We start from the raw sequence: 17,305 nt of genomic DNA, 5'->3' as shown, positions 1-17,305 counted from the left end.
CGCCGGTTACAGCGACGGCTCGATCAACACGCCACCATGTGCCACCCGGTCATAGCAGGTGCGCACCACGTCTTCGCCGTACTTCAGCTCCAGCCGGCGCACGATGAAGTGGCCACGCGCCATGTCCTGGTAGTAGTCGGTGAACATGGTATTGAGCGTTGCACCGGCGGCGGCACCGACGATCGGCACCGCCTGCGCGGCGAACTTCTCGGTGACCACCACGCCGAAGCGCGCCGCCACCTTCTCCACCAGCTTCGCCAGCAGCTTGCCGGCTTCCTTCGGTGCCACGCCCAGGGTCAGGTCGCGGCCGGTCACCACGCGCCCGGCCAGCTCGGCCGACAGATGCCGCATCACGTCGGTGGTGAAGCCACGGGCCAGGTAGTAGCCGGTCTCGCTGGCGTCATCGCGCGGCGAGTTGCCGCCCAGCGCGAACACCTCCAGGCAGGCCTGGCGGGTGCTGAACTCGGACAGATCGAAGCCTTCGCTGCGGGCCACGTCGGCCACCGCGCGCATCATGATGGTGGTCGACACCGGCAGTTCGATGAACAGCGCGGCGAAGCCGAACGCCCCACCCACCGCACCGGAGGTGGCGGCCGCCAGTTTGTGCCAGCGGGTGGAGGCGCCCTTGCCGGGCGTGTTGTCCATGCTCCACAACGCGGCCTGCGCCGATTTGGACAGCGCCGCCTGCACCGCGCCATGGATGCGGCCGGAGACTGCCTTGGGCAGCGCTTTCACCGCGAACTCCAGCGGCGTGCCGACCAGGTTGGCCATGCGCGCGGTCAGGGTCGGCGCTTCCAGCAGCGCCACCGCCCGTTGCAGGTCGGACCAGTCGCGGGCGTCATGGGCGATGTCGCGGGGAAGCAGGATGGGCTCGTTCATGGCGCCGATCTTAGCGCCGGGGAGTTGAACGGGAAGTAGTGCCGGCCGCTGGCCGGCAACCCGATACACCTCACGAAAGCGCCCGGATTGCCGGCCAGCGGCCAGCACTACCCGGTCGTGTGTCACCCGGCGGCGTCGTTCAGGCAGCCGGCAACCCCGACAGCGCCCCCATGAACTGGCGGTAGTGGCGCAGCTCGGCAATCGAGTCATGCACATCGCTCAGCGCGGTGTGGTTGCTGTTCTTGCCGACACCGGCAGCCACAGCCGGTGCCCAGCGCTTGGCCAGTTCCTTCACCGTGGACACGTCCAGGTTGCGGTAGTGGAAGTACTTCTCCAGCCGCGGCATCTGCCGGTGCAGGAAGCGGCGGTCCTGGCAGATCGAGTTGCCGCACATCGGCGACAGGCCTGAGGGAATCCATTGCGCCAGGAAGTTCACCGTCTGCGCCTCGGCCTGGCCCAGGGTGACGGTGCTGTCCACAACGCGCTGCCACAGGCCGGACCGGCGGTGCTGGTTGCGGTTCCACTCGTCCATCGCTTCCAGCGTTTCCAGCGGGTGGTGGATGGCGAACTCCGGCCCCTCGGCCAGCACGTTGAGCTGCGCGTCGGTGACCACCGTGGCGATCTCGATGATCGAATCGTTGTCGGTATCCAACCCGGTCATTTCCAGGTCGATCCAGATCAGTCGCTCGTTGGCCGCGCCGTTTTCCGCCATGGTGTCGCCTCGTTGCTGGGCAGGCGCGCGGCCCACCGGGAAAGGAAAGAGGCGCCCATCATACCCCTTCGCCGTTCAGCCCTCGTCGGCGTGGTCTTCCAGCAGCAACGGCGGCTTGCCACGCTTGGCGCGGAAATAGTTGGTCAGGCGCGTACTGGCGTCCTTGGCCAGCACACCGCCATGGATCTCCACCCGGTGGTTATGGCGCGCGTCACCGAGCAGGTCGAACACGCTGCCGCAGGCGCCGGTCTTGGGGTCGCTGGCGCCGTAGACCAGGCGCGAGACACGCGCATGCACGATGGCCATCGCACACATCGCGCACGGCTCCAGGGTGACGTACAAGGTGCTGCCGAGCAGCCGGTGATTGGCCAGTCGCACACCGCCGGCACGCATCGCCACGATCTCGGCGTGCGCGCTGGGATCGTGCGAAGCGATGTTGAGGTTCCAGCCTTCGCCCAGCAGCTGGCCGTCGGCACCGACCAGCACCGCACCGACCGGGATCTCGTCGAACTCGCGCTGCGCGCGCTCGGCCAGCGCCAGCGCGTGGCGCATCCAGTGTTCATCGGCGTCGTGCACCGGTACACCCAGGGCATCGGTCATGGCGGTTCTCCGGTATCAACAGGGCCAGGCTGGCCGCCGGGGCGGTAGTGTACGCCGGCGGCCGTTCATGCGCTGCTAACGTGCGTCGAAGCGCTCGCGTGCCGCGTCCAGCACCGGAAAGTTGATTTCCGCCCAGCGGTCGAGGCTGGCCAGCGTAGCCACCAAACCCCGCGCGACCTCGGTCAACCGGTACTCCACGTGCAGCGGCTTGCGCCCCGGCTCGCAGCGCTCGACCAGACCGTGACGCTCCAGCTGCCGCAGGGTCTGGGTCAGCACCTTCTGCGAGATGCCCTCGATCTTCCGCAGCAGTGCGCCATTGCGCTGCGGGCCGTCAGCCAGCGCAGGCAACACCAGCATCACCCACTTGCCGGAGATCAGCGCCAGCGCATCGCGCGCCGAGCAGTCCGCCGCATAGACATCGCCGGGATGAGCCATGGTTACCTCAAGGTGCGTAATTGCCGGGGCGATCCGGCGTCGCGAGGATGGTCGCACATCCCCCGCCGAGCCCACCCCATGCGCGCGCTGATCGTGCTTGCCCATCCCGAACCGCGGTCCTTCAACGCCCATCTGGCCACGCAGGCCGCCGAACAGCTGCGTCGCGCCGGCATCAGCGTGGAGGTGGTTGATCTGTACGCGGAGGGCTTCGACCCCTGCGAGGCCGCCCACCACCATCGGCAGCGCCTGCAACCGGAGCGCTTCGATGCCCAGCGCGAGCAGCGGCACAGCGCCGAACTCGGCACCCTGCCTGCCGATATCCAGCGTCACCTGCAACAGCTGCACGCCGCCGATCTGCTGGTCCTGCAGTTTCCGCTGTGGTGGTTCGCCGCGCCCGCCATTCTCAAGGGCTGGCTGGATCGTGTGCTGGTCTATGGACCGATGTACAACAGTCGGCAGCGCCACGAACACGGGGTGATGCGGGGCAAACGTGCACTGCTCAGCGTCACCACCGGCTCGTCGGCTCGGGCCTGCGCGGTCGATGGGCGCGAAGGCGATACCGGGCTGCTGCTGTGGCCGTTGATGTACAGCCTGCGCTACATCGGCTTCGAGGTGATGCAGCCGCATCGGGTGCATGGCGTGCGCTCGGGGCTCGCGGCGCAACGCGTGCAGGCGCACGACGACGCACTCGTCGCCGCCGTCCAGGGTTACCGGGAACGGCTGGCGCACTGGCAGCACTGGCCGACCGTGCCCTTCAACGACAGCCAGGACTTTGAAGACGGCATCGTGCTGCGCGCGCAGGCGGCCGCGCACAGCCCGTTCATCCGCCACCGAAGCGGTGAGTGAAGCCCGGCCTGTACAGACGCGTGCAAGGCCTCATACTTCGCCTTACTCCAAAGCACCTTGGTGACCCCATGACCACCCTGCGCCCCTCGCGCGCCGACGACGGCGCGGCCCTCGTCGATCTCTGGCGCCGCGCTGTCGACGCCACCCACGACTTCCTCAGCGCCGACGACCGCCAGGCCATCGATGCCGAAGTGGCCGGCTTCCTGCCACAGGCTCCCTTGACCGTCGCCGTCGATGCCCAGGACCGTCCGTTGGGCTTCATGCTGATCGATGGCACGCACATGGAAGCGCTGTTCATCGACCCGGATGTGCGTGGCACCGGTATCGGCCGTCGGCTGCTGCAGCACGCACTGGCGCTGCATCCGCAGCTGAGCACCGACGTCAATGTGCAGAATGCGCAGGCAGTGGGGTTCTACCTGCGCATGGGCTTCGTCGAAACCGGCCGCTCAGCGCTGGATTCGCAGGGCCGTGCCTATCCGCTGATCCACCTTCGGCACGCGGGCTGAGCGCCTGCGGTCAGGCGGTCGCATCGAACGCCGGTGAGTAGCGCACCTCTCCCTGCGCCAGCGGCGGTTGCAGGCACAGCGCCTGGAAGTACCCGGCAGGCACGCCCGGCAGTACCAGCCCCGGTTCGGCGCGGAAGCCGAACCGGCCGTAGTACGCCGGCTCGCCCAGCAACACGCAGCCGCGCGCATGCTGCTGGCGAAGGGCGTCGATGGCGGCGCGCATCAACGCGGCCCCGATGCCCTGCCCCTGCCGCGCCGGCAGCACCGAGATCGGTCCCAGGCCATACCAGCCGGTGCTGCCATCGGAAACCGTCACCGGCGACACCGCCACATGACCGAGCAGCAGCCCGTTGTCCACGGCCAGCAGCGAAACCGACAGTTCACCGCGTGCGCGCAGTGCGTCGACGATGAACTGCTCGGTGTGGCTGCTGTGTTCGGCCGTGGCGAAGGCCGCAGCCGTCAGCGCGTGGATGCCGTCGATGTCGGCCGGAGTTTCAGCGCGGATGATGAAATTCAAAAGGCACCTCGTTCAGTGCGGCGGACCCGGCCAGGGGGCCTGCGGGAAGGGAAAAGAGTCGATACGACGTGCATCAGCGATTGTCCAGCTGCGGGCGCACCGCGACCAGCCCGGCGCGGTTGATCCGGTAGGGTCGACCGTCCTGCGAACTGATCAGGCGCTTGTTCTTCAGCTTCTTGAAGACGGCCAGCGTGCAATCGCTCAGCAACAGGCCTTCACGGTTGAAGCATTCAACACTGCGGACACGGCCTGAGCCGTCACAGCTGAACGCAATGCAGCCGCCCTGGGCGAGGACGTGCAGCGTCCTCTGCTCCGCTCGGGAGATATTCATGGAAAAAGAGATCCTGCGTAATCGGAAATGCGGACGACGCGGGCGGCCAGCGGCGCCCGGTCACGGAACCACGCATTTGATAACCGCTCCCGGCAGACACACGGGAAGGGTTATCCGATGACGACAATCTCCAACATGAAAAACCACACTCGGCAGGCGCCTGCGTGCTGCAGGCACGCGCACGTTACCCAGCCCCCTGCGGCGGGTCAACCTCGGCAGCGCTGTGATTGGGCGATAATTTATCTTCCAGCAGCAGGAGGCAACGATGGACTGGGTCGTACAGGCACGCACATTGGCAAACCAGGCCCATGCCGGACAACAGGACAAGGCCGGACAGCCCTACATCGAACATGTCGCGCGCGTGGCGGCCGCGATCGATGACGATGACACCGCCAAAGCGGCGGCGTGGCTGCATGATGTCGTGGAGGATTGCCCGCAGTACGCGCCGCAGCTGGCGGCCTTTCCGGCGCCGATCCGCGACATCGTGACCCTGCTCAACCGGCACAGCGCCGCCGATGCCCCGCATTACTACGCGGCGATCCGTCAGCATCCACGGGCATTGAAGGTGAAGCTGGCCGACATCGCCGACAACGCTCATCCACGCCGCTTGCTGCAGCTGCCGCCGGAGGTGGCCGACCGCCTGCGTGGCAAGTACGCCGCCGCATTGGCCGCCCTCGGCACCCGCAGCGCATCCACCACCGTGCCCGATCCGGCATCCACCCGCCTGCGGTCGCTGATGGAGGCGGCACGTACCCTGGTTCAGCTGGCCGACGAGGCCGGTGCACACGCCTCTGCCCGTGGCGAGGATCCCTCCACGCATGCGCAGGCGCTGATCAGGGTGCGTGACATCGTGCTGGCCGAACTCGAAGCGCAGATGACGCCGGAAGCGTTCCTTCTCTGGAGCGACATGTACACGCTGGCCTGATCCGCCCTGGGCGCGGTCGGCACCACCTGCCAAACGCTGATTCTTGGCAGCGGGCGCTGATCGTTGCTGCGCTGCAGCAGTACAATAGGCGGCTCCCCGCCCCATCGCGCCCCCGCATGAGCCCCAACTCTTTCCTGGCTGCGCGGCTGACGCCCCGCCAGCGCACCCTGATCATCCTCGCCCTGTCGCTGGGTGGCTTTGCCATCGGCACCAGTGAATTTGCCAGCATGGGTCTGATGCTGGAGATCAGCCGTGGCCTGGCGATCTCTGAGACCCAGGTCGGCCACCTGATCAGCGCCTATGCCATCGGCGTGGTGGTCGGCGCACCGGTCCTGGCCTTCGTCGGTGCCAGCTTCCCACGCCGCAAGCTGCTGCTGGCGCTGATGGGCTTCTATGCGGTGGGCAACCTGGCCAGCGCGCTGGCGCCGAACTACGCCACCATGCTGGCCGCGCGCTTCGTCGCTGGCCTGCCGCACGGTGCCTACTTCGGTGTGGCGATGCTGGTGGCCGCGGCGATCAGCCCGGCCGGGCAGCGTGGCCAGGCGATGTCGCGCGTACTGCTGGGCCTGTCGATCGCCATCCTGATCGGCAACCCGTTGACCACCTGGCTGGGCCAGCAGCTGAGCTGGCGCACCGCCTTCGCGCTGGTCAGCGTGCTGGCCATCGCCACCGTGGCGATGATCGCCCGCTTCCTGCTGCCCGACCCGGACGAGGTGCGTACCTCGCCGATGCGCGAACTGCGTGCCTTCAACACCACCCAGGTATGGCTGGCACTGGCGATCGGCGCAGTCGGTTTTGCCGGCATGTTCTGCGTGTTCACCTATCTGGCGCCGACCCTGGTGCAGGTCACCGGCGTGGCCGAATCGTGGATGCCGCTGGCGGTGGGCGTGTTCGGCATCGGCGCGATCATCGGCAACATCGCCGGCGGCTGGCTGGTGGACAAGTTCCACTTCAAGGCCGCCGCCGTGGTGCTGCTGTGGTCGATCGTGATGCTGCTGCTGTATCCGCTGGCCGCGCAGTCGGTGTGGACCATCGGCCCGATGATCATCACCGTGGGCACCATGGGCGCACTGGCGGCGGTGCTGCAGACGCGCCTGATGGACGTTGCCGGTGAAGCACAGACGCTGGCGGCAGCCTCAAACCATGCGGCCTTCAATACCGCCAATGCGCTTGGCCCGTGGCTGGGCGGCATGGCCATCAGCGCCGGTTTCAGCCCGGCCAGCACCGGCTATGTGGGTGCCGCCACTGCCGTCGGCGGCCTGCTGCTGTGGGGTCTGGCGGTGATGCTGGACAGCAGGCGCAAGGGCGGCGTCGCCGGCAGCCGCTGAGCCTCGCGTCGGGGCATCAGCCATTGCCGGTGCGACGGCGATGCAGGGATCGGCAGCTACCGCGCGGGCAGGCTTCTCTTCGCCGCAGTGTTGGCCCACCATCTGCATGATCGGCGGCAGCCCGCCGCCGATTGCAGCATGCAGAAGGAACCGACGTGGCAGCCGTACCGACCCGAAACCGTGAAAAGCTGCTCGATGACCTGCTCTCGCTGGGCCGCAACTGGGCGCTGGCGATCGCCATCGCCGGTGCGGGAGCGGCCGTCCACTACAGTGAATCGGTGTATGAAGCCGGTCTCTGGCGTGGCCTGCTGCCCACGCTGTGCTTCCTGGTCGCGATCATCTGGATCGTGCTCAGCATCATCCGCTTCGACCTGACCATCCAGCAGCACTTCGCGCGCAAGCGGTCACGCTGGCTCAGCCGCCTGTTGTATGTAGTGCTGCTTGGTACCGGCGTCACGGCCGTGTTCTTCGTCACCGAGCTGGCTGCCAGCAACCATATTGCGCGGATGTGCGACTCGGTGGCCAACGAGACGTCCAGCCGTATCCACCGATCGGCCGAATGCCAGCGGCTGTACCAGCATCGGGCGGCCTACCGGCAGCGGCTGGAGTCGGCCGAGGGTGAGTTCGACTGAATCATCGTCGTCGCCGGGGCATCCCGTCGATGAACACATTCCGTGGATATGGCGTTGGGCACAGTGTGGGTGACATCCCACGACCGGCCAGCACGGAGCCGCCATGCATCACCCCTCCGCCCCCACCCGCCACGACGCCATCGCCCTGCAGGCGGGCGTGCTCGGTAGCGTGCTGGGTCTGGGGCTGTTCAAGGCCATTGCATTGTCGGCGCTTGCGAGTGGGTCGCTGCTGGTGATCGGCATTTGGCTGCTGACCTGCGCCCTGCTGGCGGCGTGGGCCTTTGCGGCGTGCCTGGCCTGCCTGGCGCTGAGCCGGCGCGTATTCGTGCTGATGCTGGTGCTGTGCAGCCTGCTGCTGATCTGCGTCGCCTGATGCGGGGCGCCGCAACAGTCGTCTTTGCTTGATCCGCTGCATGCACGCAGCTGACTGCGCCATCACCGCCCATGGGCAACGATGCGGCATTGTTTCCTGCCGAGCTGTCCATGCCTGACGCGATCCACCCTGTCATCAGCGCCTTTGAGGCCGTGTTCAACCTGTCCGGTGGAATCGAGCGCATTACCGCGCTGACCATCACCTGCCGCCATTGCGCGGAAACCACTTCTGCCGGCGAAGACAGCCTGCTGCATCTGCCCGGCGGCGCCCTGTTCCGCTGCGAGCGGTGTGGTTGCCATCAACAGGTAAGCCATGCACGGGTGGCCGATTGGCCTTTGCCCACGTTGCTGGGCGTGTGATGCACTGAGGCCGCGTACGAGTGTGCAGGCCGTGCTGACATCCGCTCAGCTATGCTGCGTGACCTCCCCGCGCTGTCGGCCATGCATCCTTTTCCCCTTTCCGTCTCCACGCCCGACCAGCTGGCCTACCGCCTGCTGCAGGACAGCGACTGGGCGCGCTCTGCCGCCGCAGCCAGCGCCCCGCCCGAACTGCGTACGCTGCTGGCGATGATTCTCGACTCTCCCGAGCCGCTGTGGATTGCCTGGGGCCACCAGGACAAGACGTTCTTTTTCAACGATGCCTACCTGCCGATGCTGGGCGGCAAGCTGCACGGGGCCATGGGCAATGGCCTGGAACAGGTGTGGGCCGATGTCTGGCAGGTGGTGGCACCGGCGATTGACGATGCGTTTGCCGGCACCAGCCGCAGCTTCAACAATCTGCCCCTGATGATGGACCGCGACGGCACGCTGCGGGAAACCTTCTGGACGTTTTCCTATTCGCCGCTGCGCGTTGGCAGTGGCGCAGTGGCCGGCATCATCTGCGTGGTCAGCGAACAGACCGAGCGGGTGATCGAGCGCGACCGGCACAGCCGCCAGGTCGCGGCCATCACCGAACAGGCACGCGAGGCGCATCTGGAGCTGGTACGCGCGCGCGAACAGCTGCGGCAGTCGCAGAAGCTGGAGGCCATCGGCCAGCTCACCGGCGGCGTCGCCCACGACTTCAACAACCTGCTGCAGGTCATCACCGGTTCGGTGGACATGCTGCTGCACACCTGGCCTGGCGACGATCCGCGCCTGCGCTACATCCAGGCCATCGGCAGCGCCTCGGACAGGGCCACGCGGCTTACCGCGCAGCTGCTGGCATTCTCGCGCCGGCAGAGCCTGTCCCCGGAGGTTTTCGATCTGTGCGAGAGCGTGCAGGCACTATCGGACATCATCACCACCGTGCTCGGTGCGCGCATCACGATGCGGGTGAACCTGCCTGACACGCCGTTGCCGGTGCTGCTGGACCGCACGCAGCTGGATACCGCCCTGATCAACATCGCAGTCAACGCACGCGATGCCATCGATGGCCAGGGCAGCGTGACGATCCAGGTCGAACAGGTCACCGCAGTGCCATCGATCCGCTTTGCCGCACCAATGAAGGGCGTGTTCGCCGCCATCAGCGTGACCGACACCGGTAAGGGCATCGATCCCACCGTGGTCGACCGCATCTTCGAGCCGTTCTTCACCACCAAGGATGTCGGTGCAGGAACCGGGCTCGGCCTCAGCCAGGTGTTCGGCTTCGTCAAGCAGTCCGAGGGCGAGGTGGATGTGAGCAGCGAACCCGGCACCGGGACGCGTTTTACGCTCTACCTGCCGCTGGCCCAGTCCAGCGGCGCACTCCCGCGCCCGCTGTCACAGCCAGGCCTGGTGCATGGCCATGGGCTGTGCGTGCTGGTGGTGGAGGACAACGTGGACGTGGCCGAGTTCGCGGTCGGTGCGCTGCGCGAACTCGACTACACCGTGGTGCTGGCGCGCAATGCAGACCAAGCGCTGGCTGCGCTGGAACAGGATGCTGCGCGCTTCCATGTGATGTTCAGTGACGTGGTGATGCCCGGCACCAACGGACTGGACCTGGCCCGCAACGTCCGCAGCCGGTTCCCGGATCTGCCGATCATCCTCACCAGCGGCTACAGCGAACTGCTGGCGCGTGACCCGGGGCATGGCTTCACCCTGCTGCGCAAACCCTATTCGCTCAAGCAGCTGGCGGCGGTGATGACCGAGGCCGGGCGACAGCGTTCGCCTGTGCCGGTGCGGGTGTAGCGCCGCCTCTGCCGGGCACACCGAACCAGCGTTGCAGCGCCTCGGACAGCCCCGTCGCATCGCCACCGGCATCGCAGGCCCAGGCCACGATGCCGTCGGGCCGGACCAGCACCGCGCCCAGACCAAGTGTGTCGTGCACCGGCGAAGCCATGCAGGTGAGGCGATGCAACGCGCCGTCAATGCCCTCGCAGAGCGCGGAATCGGCGTCCAACACCAGCAGCACCCCGCTACCGGCGCGCAGCAGTTCGCCCATGCGACGGCCATCGCCCAACTGCAAGTCCGGCACGCTGCGGCCGACCAGCGGATGCCCTTCACCCAGGTCCAGCTGCTGCGCAACACCCCAGACCCGTTCGGCCAGGTAGGTCGCGCCATCGCCGGTGTCGGCCAGGTCGGCCATGACCGCCGCCAGCGCACGCGAGCCCGCACCGGGTCGCATCAGCGCCACCTGCGCGCGCGACCAGTCCAGCACCCGCGCGCCGATCGGATGCCGCTCGGCGCCATAGCTGTCCAGCAGCGTGCTGTCGGCCTCACCGTGCACCACGGCCGCCAGCTTCCAGCCAAGATTCATCGCATCGCCGATGCCCAGGTTCAGGCCCTGCCCGCCCAGCGGCGAATGCACATGCGCGGCATCACCGGCCAGCAGCACGCGCCCGTTGCGATAGTTCGTCGCCTGGCGCGCACCATCGGTCCATGTGCTGTGCAGCTTCAGCGCGGTGAGGGTGGCCTCTCGCCCGGAAATGCGCCGCAGCAGGGCCTGCGCCGTCTCTCGATCGAGCAGCGTGCGATGGCCTGCGCCACCATCGAAATCAGCCAATGCCAGCACGCCGGGCGGATTGAAATTGCACATGCCGTGCGCGGTGTACTGGCGGCCCGGCGTCAGCACCGAAGGGTCGTCCAGTTCCACCAGCAACGAATGCCCGGTGAACTCCGGGTCGGTGCCGGCGAAGCTGAAGCCGCACTGCTTGCGCACGGTGCTGCGGCCGCCATCGCAGCCGACCAGCCAGGCGGCGCGCACCGGTCCGGCGGCGGTCTCGATGGTCACTTCCGCGTCGCCCGCCTGCACGGCCTGCAGCGCGCAGCCACGTTCGATGCGCACCCCCAGCGCGACCGCGCGTTCGCTCAGCACGGTTTCCAGCGCGTGCAGTTCCACCGCCATCTGGGTGCCAACCGGTGTAGCGAGGCGATACGGCCAGCGCCCGCGGTCAACGTTGTCCAGAGCGAACGGGATGCCGGCAAAGTGACCGCCCAGCGGCCGCGACTGCGCCAACCAATGCGCGGTACCGGGTGGCGGTGCGCCCTTGTCGGGCTTGAGCACCTGGGTCGCGGCCACCGCCTCGAGCAGGCCACGCCGGTCCAGCGCCTCCAGGGTGGGCGCATTCAAGCCGCGCAGACCGAACGGCAAGCGCTTCAGCGGCGACTGCGGCGATGCGGCCGCTTCCAGCACCAGCACCGAACAGCCGGCCAGGGCCAGCTCGCAGGACAGGAACAGGCCGACCGGACCCGCTCCGGCAATAACCACGTCGTACCACATGAGGATTCCTCGTGAGCACCGGGCCGGCGCTCTGGCGGTCACAATGTTACACTCGGTGTACGTTTTCACAAGTGAACCGCCGATGACCCCGCCCCCTGGCCGCCGTGAGCAGCGCAAAGCCGAGACCCGACAGGTGATTTCCGACGTCGCCACCGGGTTGATCATCGAGCGTGGCTTCGAAGCGGTGTCGATGTCGGACATTGCCGAGGCCGCCGGCGTCTCGCGCAAGACGGTGTTCAACTACTTCGCCAGCAAGGAAGACCTGGTCTTCGACCGCGACGAAGAGGCGCGCGCACTGCTGCGCGAAGGCATGGCCGAGCGCAGCAGCATGACGCCCCTGGCCGCGTTCCAGTCGCTGCTATGCAGCCTGCTGCACAGTGGCCACCCCCTGCTGCGGATCAACGCTGGCGCCGCAGCGTTCTGGGCCACGGTGGCCGACAGCCCGGTGCTGATCGCGCACGCGCGGCGCCTGCAGGCGCAGCTCACCGACGATCTGGCGCAGTTGATGGCCACCGCGGCCGGTCGCCCACCCCAGGATGCCGAGGCCCGGCTGGGCGCGGCGATGCTGCTGGCCTCGGTGGTGGCCGCCTACGAAAAGGGCCTGGCCAGCCACGCGCTGGGCGAGGATCCGCGCGAGGCGATGCTGCAGTTGATGGTGCGCGGCGCCACCGGCGTGCTGGTCGCGCTGGCCGGTACCCCCTACACCGACCCCGGCGCACGTCCATAGCGCATTCGGGGGATAGGTCACGAAGTATTGCAAATGCTACTCTTTCTCATTTGCAGCCACCTCCCCGCACGCCATGCCCTCTCCCCTGCTCCGCCCGCACGCCCTGTACCTGGCGCTGACGCTACCCCTGGCCACGCTCTGCCAGGCAGCCGAACCCTCCCCTCCAGCCGCTACAGCGCTGGACAAGGTGGAAGTGCGTGGCCGTGCGCAGACCCTGTACCGGGTGGACGATGCCGCGGTCGGTACCCGCACCGACACGCCGCTGGAGCTCGTTCCGCAATCGATCCAGGTGGTACCACGCGAGCTGATCGACGATCAGGCGGCGCGCCAGGTCACCGACCTGTACCGCAGCATCAGCGGCATCAGCTTCTTCAGCTATGCCGGCGTCACCCTGCGCGGCTTCCGCCAGGAGAACGTGCTGTACGACGGCCTGCGCGGCGACCCGTACGCCGGCTTCTCGGTGCCGCAGCTGTTCAACATCGAACGGGTGGAGGTCCTGAAGGGACCGGCCGGGGCGCTCTATGGTGGCGGTGATGCCGGAGGCGTCATCAACTACGTCACGCGCAAGCCGAAGGCCAGCGCCGAGCGCCGCATCGAAGTGCAGATGGGCAACAAGGATTTCCGCGCCGGCTCCATCGAAGGCACCGGCCCGTTGAACGCCGGTGGCAGCGTACGCTACCGCGCCGGGCTGTATGCCGATACCGAGCAGGGCGTGCGCTGGAACGCCGACAGCGAAAGCGTGATCGGTGATGCCTCGCTGGCCTTCGATGTCGGCCAGACCGGCGAGCTGGTGCTGCAGTTCACCGACATCACCCAGAACCTGGGCGGCAACCGCCTGCGCGGCGTGCCGGTGAACGATGCCGGCACCTTCCTGACCGACCGCCGCTGGAACCACAACGAGGCCAGCGACTTCCTCGACATGCGCGCGAAGGTGGCGTTGGCGCAGTACCGTTTCGCGCCGCGTGACAATCTGGATGTGGACCTCGCCGCACGCTGGTTCAGCAACAACGAGCACCAGATGTACCACGAGCCGATGGGTCTGATCGACCGCGACCGCGATGGCGTGGCCGAGTGGATGACCCGCCAGCTGCGCAACCAGGTCCGCGACAACCAGGCGTTCACCGCGAGCGGTAATGCCGTGTGGCGCCTTGACACCGGCCGAATCGGCCACAAGGTGCTGTTCGGCGCCGATGTGTACCAGCTCGACGCCGACTTCACTGCACAGACGGCCAACAGCGCTGACCTCGCGCGTGGCGCCGGCCCGGTGCGTGGCATCGACCTGTTCCACCCGGTGTACGGCGCCAGCACCTGGCACGACTACAACCTGGCCGCCCTGCCCTGGCGCAGCACTTCAACCCGCAGCACACGCTACGGCGCCTACCTGCAGGACGAACTCGCACTGGGACAGCGCTGGCACGTGCTGGCCGGGCTGCGCTGGGATGGCTTCAAGGATGAGGATCGTCTCGGCGCCAGCAGTGTCGATGGCAACGATCTGAGCTGGCGGCTCGGCAGCACGTTCACCGTTCGCCAGGGGCTGAACCTGTATGCCAACGTGGCCAGTGGCTTCGTTCCGCAGAGCGCGGCGAACCAGAACCCGGCCGCCGGCGGCCCGTTCGACGCCGAGCGCAGCAAGCAGTGGGAAATCGGCCTGAAGTCGCTGCTGGCCGAGCGCGTGAGCGTGAACATGGCGGCCTACCGCATCGACCGCAGCAACATCGTGCAGGCCACCGGCGAGGTGACCGGCGGCGTGAACCAGCTGGCCGCACTGGGCCTGGTGCGCAGCACCGGCATGGAGCTGGACCTGCTGGCCGATGTCACCGAGCGCTGGGTGCTGAACCTGACCTACGCCTACAACGATGCGCGGGTGAAGGACGCCGGCCCGGGCGGCATCACCAACGCCTCCGGCGACCGCTTCGCCAATGCGCCGCGCAACAAGGTGGGGTTGTGGACGCGCTACGACCTGCCGGCGATCAACTCCGCCATCGGCTTCGGCGCCGACCATGTCGGCGAGCGCGTCAGCCTCGACGGGCAGACGGTGAAGGCCTATACCGTGTTCGACATGAGCTGGAAGACCACCTGGAAGCAGTGGCAGTTCCAGGCCAACGTCAAGAACCTGTTCGACAAGGTGTATGCCGCCAGTGGCTTCATCGCACGCAACGGGCACTTCCCGGGCGAACCGCGACGGGTGTATGTGCAGGCCGCTTACACCTTCTGAGCGGCGGCCCTTGTCGGGCCGGGCCCAGACCCGGCTGCACCCGGCGTGATCTAATGGCCTCCCCATGGATGAGGCCTGATGCAATGACACGGATCCGTACCCTGCACCAGCGTGCATTGCCCTTTGCGCTGCTGCCCCTGCTTGCCGCGTGCCAGAACGAACAGGTCAGTGCATTCTTCAATCCTCCGCAGGACGTTCAGGCCAGCAGCGAATTCCGCATGAGTACCCCGCCGGGGCTGGTGCACAGCAACCTGCTGTCCTCGGCAGCGGTGAACGACGGCCAGGCCCGGGTGGATTCGGGCGGGCCGGGCTATCTCGATATCCGCTTTTTCCCCATCACCCATGCCGATGCGCTGGATACCATGGGCCCGCAGTGGCCGTCCTCGCAGCGCGACAGCGATCCCGATCTCGGCAACGTCGATTTCAGCAGCCACTTCGTGTTTCTGGTGGCGCACCCGGAACTGACCGGCTACGCCGCGATGCGCAGCGGTCAATACGCCACGTTCTTCAGCTCGGTGAAGGTTGCCTACCTGGACGACCGCGTGGTGGTGCATCTGGATGCGTCGCGGCTGGGCGACATCAGCCCGATGGCACTGCTCGGCAGCCCGTGGGCCGGCAAGCTCTACACGCTTGAGCGGCGTGGCCGCAAGCAGTTGGAGGTGAAGCTGTACGACAATCGCTACCAGTTCACGCTGGTGCCGGAGGTGGTGCCGCAGGTGGTGTCTGAGATTCCGCCGCCCAGGGTGAGCTGACCAGCTCCATTGGGGCCGATCAGACCCATGCAGATGCGCATAAGCCAGAGCGAACGCGCCTCCTGATTCCTGGAATTCTTCTCTAGAGAAACTGGAAAAAATCATGAATCCACGCACTTGGGCATTCTCCATCAAAGGCCCGCGAAGCTCGATTGAATGCCTACCCAGAACGTGCCCGTGGTGGTCGCTGAAAGTCGTCCACGTAGACGGCACCGTGGAGCGGGAAGCGTCTATTCCCGGTTCGGAGGCCTTCACAGACTACGACCATCACACCGACCTTGCGTTGGAAATCGTTGTTCTGATGAATGGAGTTGCAGTCTCCTGCGGACACTCTGGACTTATCGAAATAGACAAGCACGTTGAGTACTGCGAAGCAGGAAAGCGGACGCCAACTACGCCGCTCAGGCTCATCATCAAGAATACGAATCTAGGTGGATTCGGCGCTACGCCCCAAGCGTTGCCGGGTCTTGAAAATGCATCAATCGAGAACATCGGAACCATAAAGAAGTTGATGCTCTATTGGGGCCAGTCGAACTCGGAAACCTATGAGGGACTCTACAAGATCTACGAATTCATCAAAACATCCTACCCGCAGCTACTGGATGAGATGAAACACGAAATCAGCAGAAGGAAGATTTCGCAGCTTACTCAGACCTGTAACAGCATGTCATCAGGACCGACAGCACGGCACGCCGATGTTTCGCACCCTCCCGTGGAGCGCCCGATGGAGCTTTCGGAGATCAGGCGAATCGTCCGTACTCTTTCCGATGCGTTTCTAAAGCACCTGAAAGGCACCTCGGCCATTCGATGAAGTGCAGACACGTCACGGCCATGTGCTGCGGGCTCACTGACTGAAAAGATGACACGGGAACCGCCTGAATCTGAACGAGCGGCGAGCAGGACGCAGGATCGCAAACAGGCTTTCCCGACCCTGCCCGCCATCACCTGTTACAGAAATGTCAGGGAACAAGACAGCACTCGACCTGCAGCGACAGCGCCTCGCAGGCGTCGAACAGACCATCGATCAACGCTGCGGATGGACAGCTGCGCGGGTCATCGTTCTCACGCGCGACATGTGCGGCATGCAGCACTGGTATCACGGCTGCTTCCATGTAGCGGAAGTCATTGGCAAGAATGAAATAAGAACGGCGGTATCGGATTGCTCGACCGCACGCTCGTCTGGACCACCAGCGCCGCGCTTGGACGGGAAGAATAGGATATCCAGTTGACTACCAGGTGGTCCTTTCCGGATATACGCCAGACAACCCGGAGAATGGAGCGGTGGGACAGAAGCGTGTATTCAGCGCCTGCTTCCACCTGCGTCAACGCGCCGATGGCCGCGAGTTGAAGCCTGTCGTGGTGAGCTGTGGGAAGGTGCCTCCATCTCCGCTGCCCCCGTCTTGAGCGAAGGGCCAATGGTCTGCGCGGCACAGAGCACGATCGAATGAATCGCTGCGGCAGAAGCTTCATCGCACTTCCGGCCTCGTCGGTGCCGAGCCTTCAGCTGTCCCCACGCGCACTCTGGTAACCGCGATAGGTTTCACCCCATTCCCGCATCGCCAGCAGTACCGGCACCAGCGTGCGCCCGAATTCGGAAAGCTCGTATTCCACCTTGGGCGGCACCTCGGGATAGACATGGCGGATCACCACCCCGTCGGCCTCCAGTTCCCGCAGCTGGCTGGTCAGCATCGACTGGGTGGCGTTGGGTACCCGCCGCGTCAACTCCATGAAACGCCGCTTGCCGGCCATCAAGTGAAAAAGAATGATCGGCTTCCACACGCCGCCCATCACCGACAACGTGACTTCCACGGCACAACCGCTCTTGCCATCCCAACGCCTGCTACGCATGCAT

General features: G+C 66.4%; 21 protein-coding genes. 12 read left to right on the top strand and 9 right to left on the bottom strand.

From position 1 onward, the window contains the following. Positions 1-6: 6 nt before the first annotated feature. From LZ605_RS02435 to LZ605_RS02420, 4 genes are all read right to left on the bottom strand, one after another. A complete protein-coding gene (locus LZ605_RS02435; protein ID WP_249843639.1) occupies positions 7-879 on the bottom strand; it encodes an EcsC family protein in 873 nt (290 codons plus the stop codon). Between the two features lie 139 nt (positions 880-1,018). Further along, complete coding sequence (orn, locus tag LZ605_RS02430; RefSeq protein ID WP_249843638.1) at positions 1,019-1,591, bottom strand: oligoribonuclease; 573 nt, start codon at positions 1,589-1,591, stop codon at positions 1,019-1,021. A gap of 75 nt (positions 1,592-1,666) precedes the next feature. After that, entirely contained in the window at positions 1,667-2,191 is a 525-nt protein-coding gene (gene tadA, locus LZ605_RS02425) for a tRNA adenosine(34) deaminase TadA (RefSeq protein WP_249843637.1), read from the bottom strand. Positions 2,192-2,266: 75 nt separating this feature from the next. Continuing rightward, positions 2,267-2,626 (bottom strand): winged helix-turn-helix transcriptional regulator, encoded by a 360-nt coding sequence (locus LZ605_RS02420; RefSeq protein WP_249843636.1) that lies wholly within the window; start codon positions 2,624-2,626, stop codon positions 2,267-2,269. 78 nt (positions 2,627-2,704) lie between these two features. On the opposite strand from LZ605_RS02420, the gene LZ605_RS02415 reads away from it, so the two are divergent. Then, on the top strand, positions 2,705-3,472 hold the full coding sequence (locus LZ605_RS02415) for an NAD(P)H-dependent oxidoreductase (RefSeq protein ID WP_249843635.1): 768 nt from the start codon (positions 2,705-2,707) through the stop codon (positions 3,470-3,472). Between the two features lie 68 nt (positions 3,473-3,540). Then, positions 3,541-3,978: an acetyltransferase gene (locus LZ605_RS02410; RefSeq protein ID WP_249843634.1), complete on the top strand. Its 438-nt coding sequence runs from the start codon at positions 3,541-3,543 to the stop codon at positions 3,976-3,978. A 10-nt stretch (positions 3,979-3,988) separates the two neighbouring features. Here the strand turns inward: LZ605_RS02410 and LZ605_RS02405 are convergent, their stop codons facing one another. Together LZ605_RS02405 and LZ605_RS02400 are read right to left on the bottom strand one after the other, a co-directional pair. Continuing rightward, positions 3,989-4,495, bottom strand: a complete 507-nt coding sequence (locus LZ605_RS02405; protein ID WP_249843633.1) for a GNAT family N-acetyltransferase — start codon at positions 4,493-4,495, stop codon at positions 3,989-3,991. Positions 4,496-4,568: 73 nt separating this feature from the next. Beyond that, positions 4,569-4,826 carry a YjhX family toxin gene (locus tag LZ605_RS02400; protein WP_249843632.1) on the bottom strand — a complete coding sequence of 86 codons (258 nt, stop codon included), beginning with the start codon at positions 4,824-4,826 and terminating at the stop codon, positions 4,569-4,571. Between the two features lie 265 nt (positions 4,827-5,091). Here LZ605_RS02400 and LZ605_RS02395 point away from each other — a divergent pair, with 265 nt between their 5' ends. The 6 genes from LZ605_RS02395 (at position 5,092) to LZ605_RS02370 (ending at position 10,228) form a co-directional block, all read left to right on the top strand. Further along, entirely contained in the window at positions 5,092-5,751 is a 660-nt protein-coding gene (locus tag LZ605_RS02395; RefSeq protein ID WP_249843631.1) for an HD domain-containing protein, read from the top strand. 116 nt (positions 5,752-5,867) lie between these two features. Further along, a complete protein-coding gene (locus LZ605_RS02390) occupies positions 5,868-7,079 on the top strand; it encodes an MFS transporter (protein ID WP_249843630.1) in 1,212 nt (403 codons plus the stop codon). Between the two features lie 155 nt (positions 7,080-7,234). Then, positions 7,235-7,711, top strand: a complete 477-nt coding sequence (locus LZ605_RS02385) for a hypothetical protein (RefSeq protein ID WP_249843629.1) — start codon at positions 7,235-7,237, stop codon at positions 7,709-7,711. Positions 7,712-7,814: 103 nt separating this feature from the next. Continuing rightward, positions 7,815-8,084, top strand: coding sequence for a hypothetical protein (locus LZ605_RS02380; RefSeq protein WP_249843628.1), 270 nt, complete (start codon positions 7,815-7,817; stop codon positions 8,082-8,084). Positions 8,085-8,155: 71 nt separating this feature from the next. Beyond that, complete coding sequence (locus LZ605_RS02375; RefSeq protein WP_249843627.1) at positions 8,156-8,443, top strand: hypothetical protein; 288 nt, start codon at positions 8,156-8,158, stop codon at positions 8,441-8,443. An 81-nt stretch (positions 8,444-8,524) separates the two neighbouring features. Then, positions 8,525-10,228: a hybrid sensor histidine kinase/response regulator gene (locus LZ605_RS02370; RefSeq protein ID WP_249843626.1), complete on the top strand. Its 1,704-nt coding sequence runs from the start codon at positions 8,525-8,527 to the stop codon at positions 10,226-10,228. Here LZ605_RS02370 and LZ605_RS02365 read toward each other — a convergent pair. Continuing rightward, the gene (locus tag LZ605_RS02365; protein WP_249843625.1) at positions 10,161-11,759 is read right to left on the bottom strand and encodes an FAD-dependent monooxygenase; all 1,599 of its coding nucleotides are present in this window, start codon (positions 11,757-11,759) and stop codon (positions 10,161-10,163) included. The two genes, LZ605_RS02370 and LZ605_RS02365, sit on opposite strands and share 68 nt — an antisense overlap. An 82-nt stretch (positions 11,760-11,841) precedes the next feature. Between LZ605_RS02365 and LZ605_RS02360 the strand changes: the two genes are divergently transcribed. From LZ605_RS02360 to LZ605_RS02345, 4 genes are all read left to right on the top strand, one after another. Continuing rightward, positions 11,842-12,486: a TetR/AcrR family transcriptional regulator gene (locus tag LZ605_RS02360; RefSeq protein WP_249843624.1), complete on the top strand. Its 645-nt coding sequence runs from the start codon at positions 11,842-11,844 to the stop codon at positions 12,484-12,486. Positions 12,487-12,559: 73 nt separating this feature from the next. Then, positions 12,560-14,701 (top strand): TonB-dependent siderophore receptor, encoded by a 2,142-nt coding sequence (locus tag LZ605_RS02355; protein WP_249843623.1) that lies wholly within the window; start codon positions 12,560-12,562, stop codon positions 14,699-14,701. 83 nt (positions 14,702-14,784) lie between these two features. Then, positions 14,785-15,453, top strand: a complete 669-nt coding sequence (locus LZ605_RS02350; protein WP_249843622.1) for a hypothetical protein — start codon at positions 14,785-14,787, stop codon at positions 15,451-15,453. 103 nt (positions 15,454-15,556) lie between these two features. Further along, entirely contained in the window at positions 15,557-16,264 is a 708-nt protein-coding gene (locus tag LZ605_RS02345) for a hypothetical protein (protein ID WP_249843621.1), read from the top strand. A gap of 148 nt (positions 16,265-16,412) precedes the next feature. Here the strand turns inward: LZ605_RS02345 and LZ605_RS02340 are convergent, their stop codons facing one another. Next, entirely contained in the window at positions 16,413-16,565 is a 153-nt protein-coding gene (locus LZ605_RS02340) for a hypothetical protein (RefSeq protein ID WP_249843620.1), read from the bottom strand. Positions 16,566-16,953: 388 nt separating this feature from the next. Then, positions 16,954-17,301, bottom strand: coding sequence for a winged helix-turn-helix transcriptional regulator (locus LZ605_RS02335; protein ID WP_249843619.1), 348 nt, complete (start codon positions 17,299-17,301; stop codon positions 16,954-16,956). Positions 17,302-17,305: the final 4 nt, after the last annotated feature.

It is taken from the genome of Stenotrophomonas maltophilia, from assembly GCF_023518235.1.
Taxonomy (GTDB): Bacteria; Pseudomonadota; Gammaproteobacteria; order Xanthomonadales; family Xanthomonadaceae; genus Stenotrophomonas.
This window is presented reverse-complemented; position numbering and strand designations above follow the sequence as displayed.

Bases quoted from the DNA above. Each gene is read 5' to 3' on its own strand.
- LZ605_RS02365 (WP_249843625.1), bottom strand. From the start codon at position 11,759: ATGTGGTACGACGTGGTTATTGCCGGAGCGGGTCCGGTCGGCCTGTTC.
- orn (WP_249843638.1), bottom strand. From the start codon at position 1,591: ATGGCGGAAAACGGCGCGGCCAACGAGCGACTGATCTGGATCGACCTG.
- LZ605_RS02410 (WP_249843634.1), top strand. From the start codon at position 3,541: ATGACCACCCTGCGCCCCTCGCGCGCCGACGACGGCGCGGCCCTCGTC.
- LZ605_RS02380 (WP_249843628.1), top strand. From the start codon at position 7,815: ATGCATCACCCCTCCGCCCCCACCCGCCACGACGCCATCGCCCTGCAG.
- LZ605_RS02435 (WP_249843639.1), bottom strand. From the start codon at position 879: ATGAACGAGCCCATCCTGCTTCCCCGCGACATCGCCCATGACGCCCGC.
- LZ605_RS02340 (WP_249843620.1), bottom strand. From the start codon at position 16,565: ATGGAAGCAGCCGTGATACCAGTGCTGCATGCCGCACATGTCGCGCGT.
- LZ605_RS02350 (WP_249843622.1), top strand. From the start codon at position 14,785: ATGACACGGATCCGTACCCTGCACCAGCGTGCATTGCCCTTTGCGCTG.
- LZ605_RS02370 (WP_249843626.1), top strand. From the start codon at position 8,525: ATGCATCCTTTTCCCCTTTCCGTCTCCACGCCCGACCAGCTGGCCTAC.
- tadA (WP_249843637.1), bottom strand. From the start codon at position 2,191: ATGACCGATGCCCTGGGTGTACCGGTGCACGACGCCGATGAACACTGG.
- LZ605_RS02395 (WP_249843631.1), top strand. From the start codon at position 5,092: ATGGACTGGGTCGTACAGGCACGCACATTGGCAAACCAGGCCCATGCC.
- LZ605_RS02360 (WP_249843624.1), top strand. From the start codon at position 11,842: ATGACCCCGCCCCCTGGCCGCCGTGAGCAGCGCAAAGCCGAGACCCGA.
- LZ605_RS02390 (WP_249843630.1), top strand. From the start codon at position 5,868: ATGAGCCCCAACTCTTTCCTGGCTGCGCGGCTGACGCCCCGCCAGCGC.
- LZ605_RS02420 (WP_249843636.1), bottom strand. From the start codon at position 2,626: ATGGCTCATCCCGGCGATGTCTATGCGGCGGACTGCTCGGCGCGCGAT.
- LZ605_RS02335 (WP_249843619.1), bottom strand. From the start codon at position 17,301: ATGCGTAGCAGGCGTTGGGATGGCAAGAGCGGTTGTGCCGTGGAAGTC.
- LZ605_RS02415 (WP_249843635.1), top strand. From the start codon at position 2,705: ATGCGCGCGCTGATCGTGCTTGCCCATCCCGAACCGCGGTCCTTCAAC.
- LZ605_RS02375 (WP_249843627.1), top strand. From the start codon at position 8,156: ATGGGCAACGATGCGGCATTGTTTCCTGCCGAGCTGTCCATGCCTGAC.
- LZ605_RS02400 (WP_249843632.1), bottom strand. From the start codon at position 4,826: ATGAATATCTCCCGAGCGGAGCAGAGGACGCTGCACGTCCTCGCCCAG.
- LZ605_RS02345 (WP_249843621.1), top strand. From the start codon at position 15,557: ATGAATCCACGCACTTGGGCATTCTCCATCAAAGGCCCGCGAAGCTCG.
- LZ605_RS02355 (WP_249843623.1), top strand. From the start codon at position 12,560: ATGCCCTCTCCCCTGCTCCGCCCGCACGCCCTGTACCTGGCGCTGACG.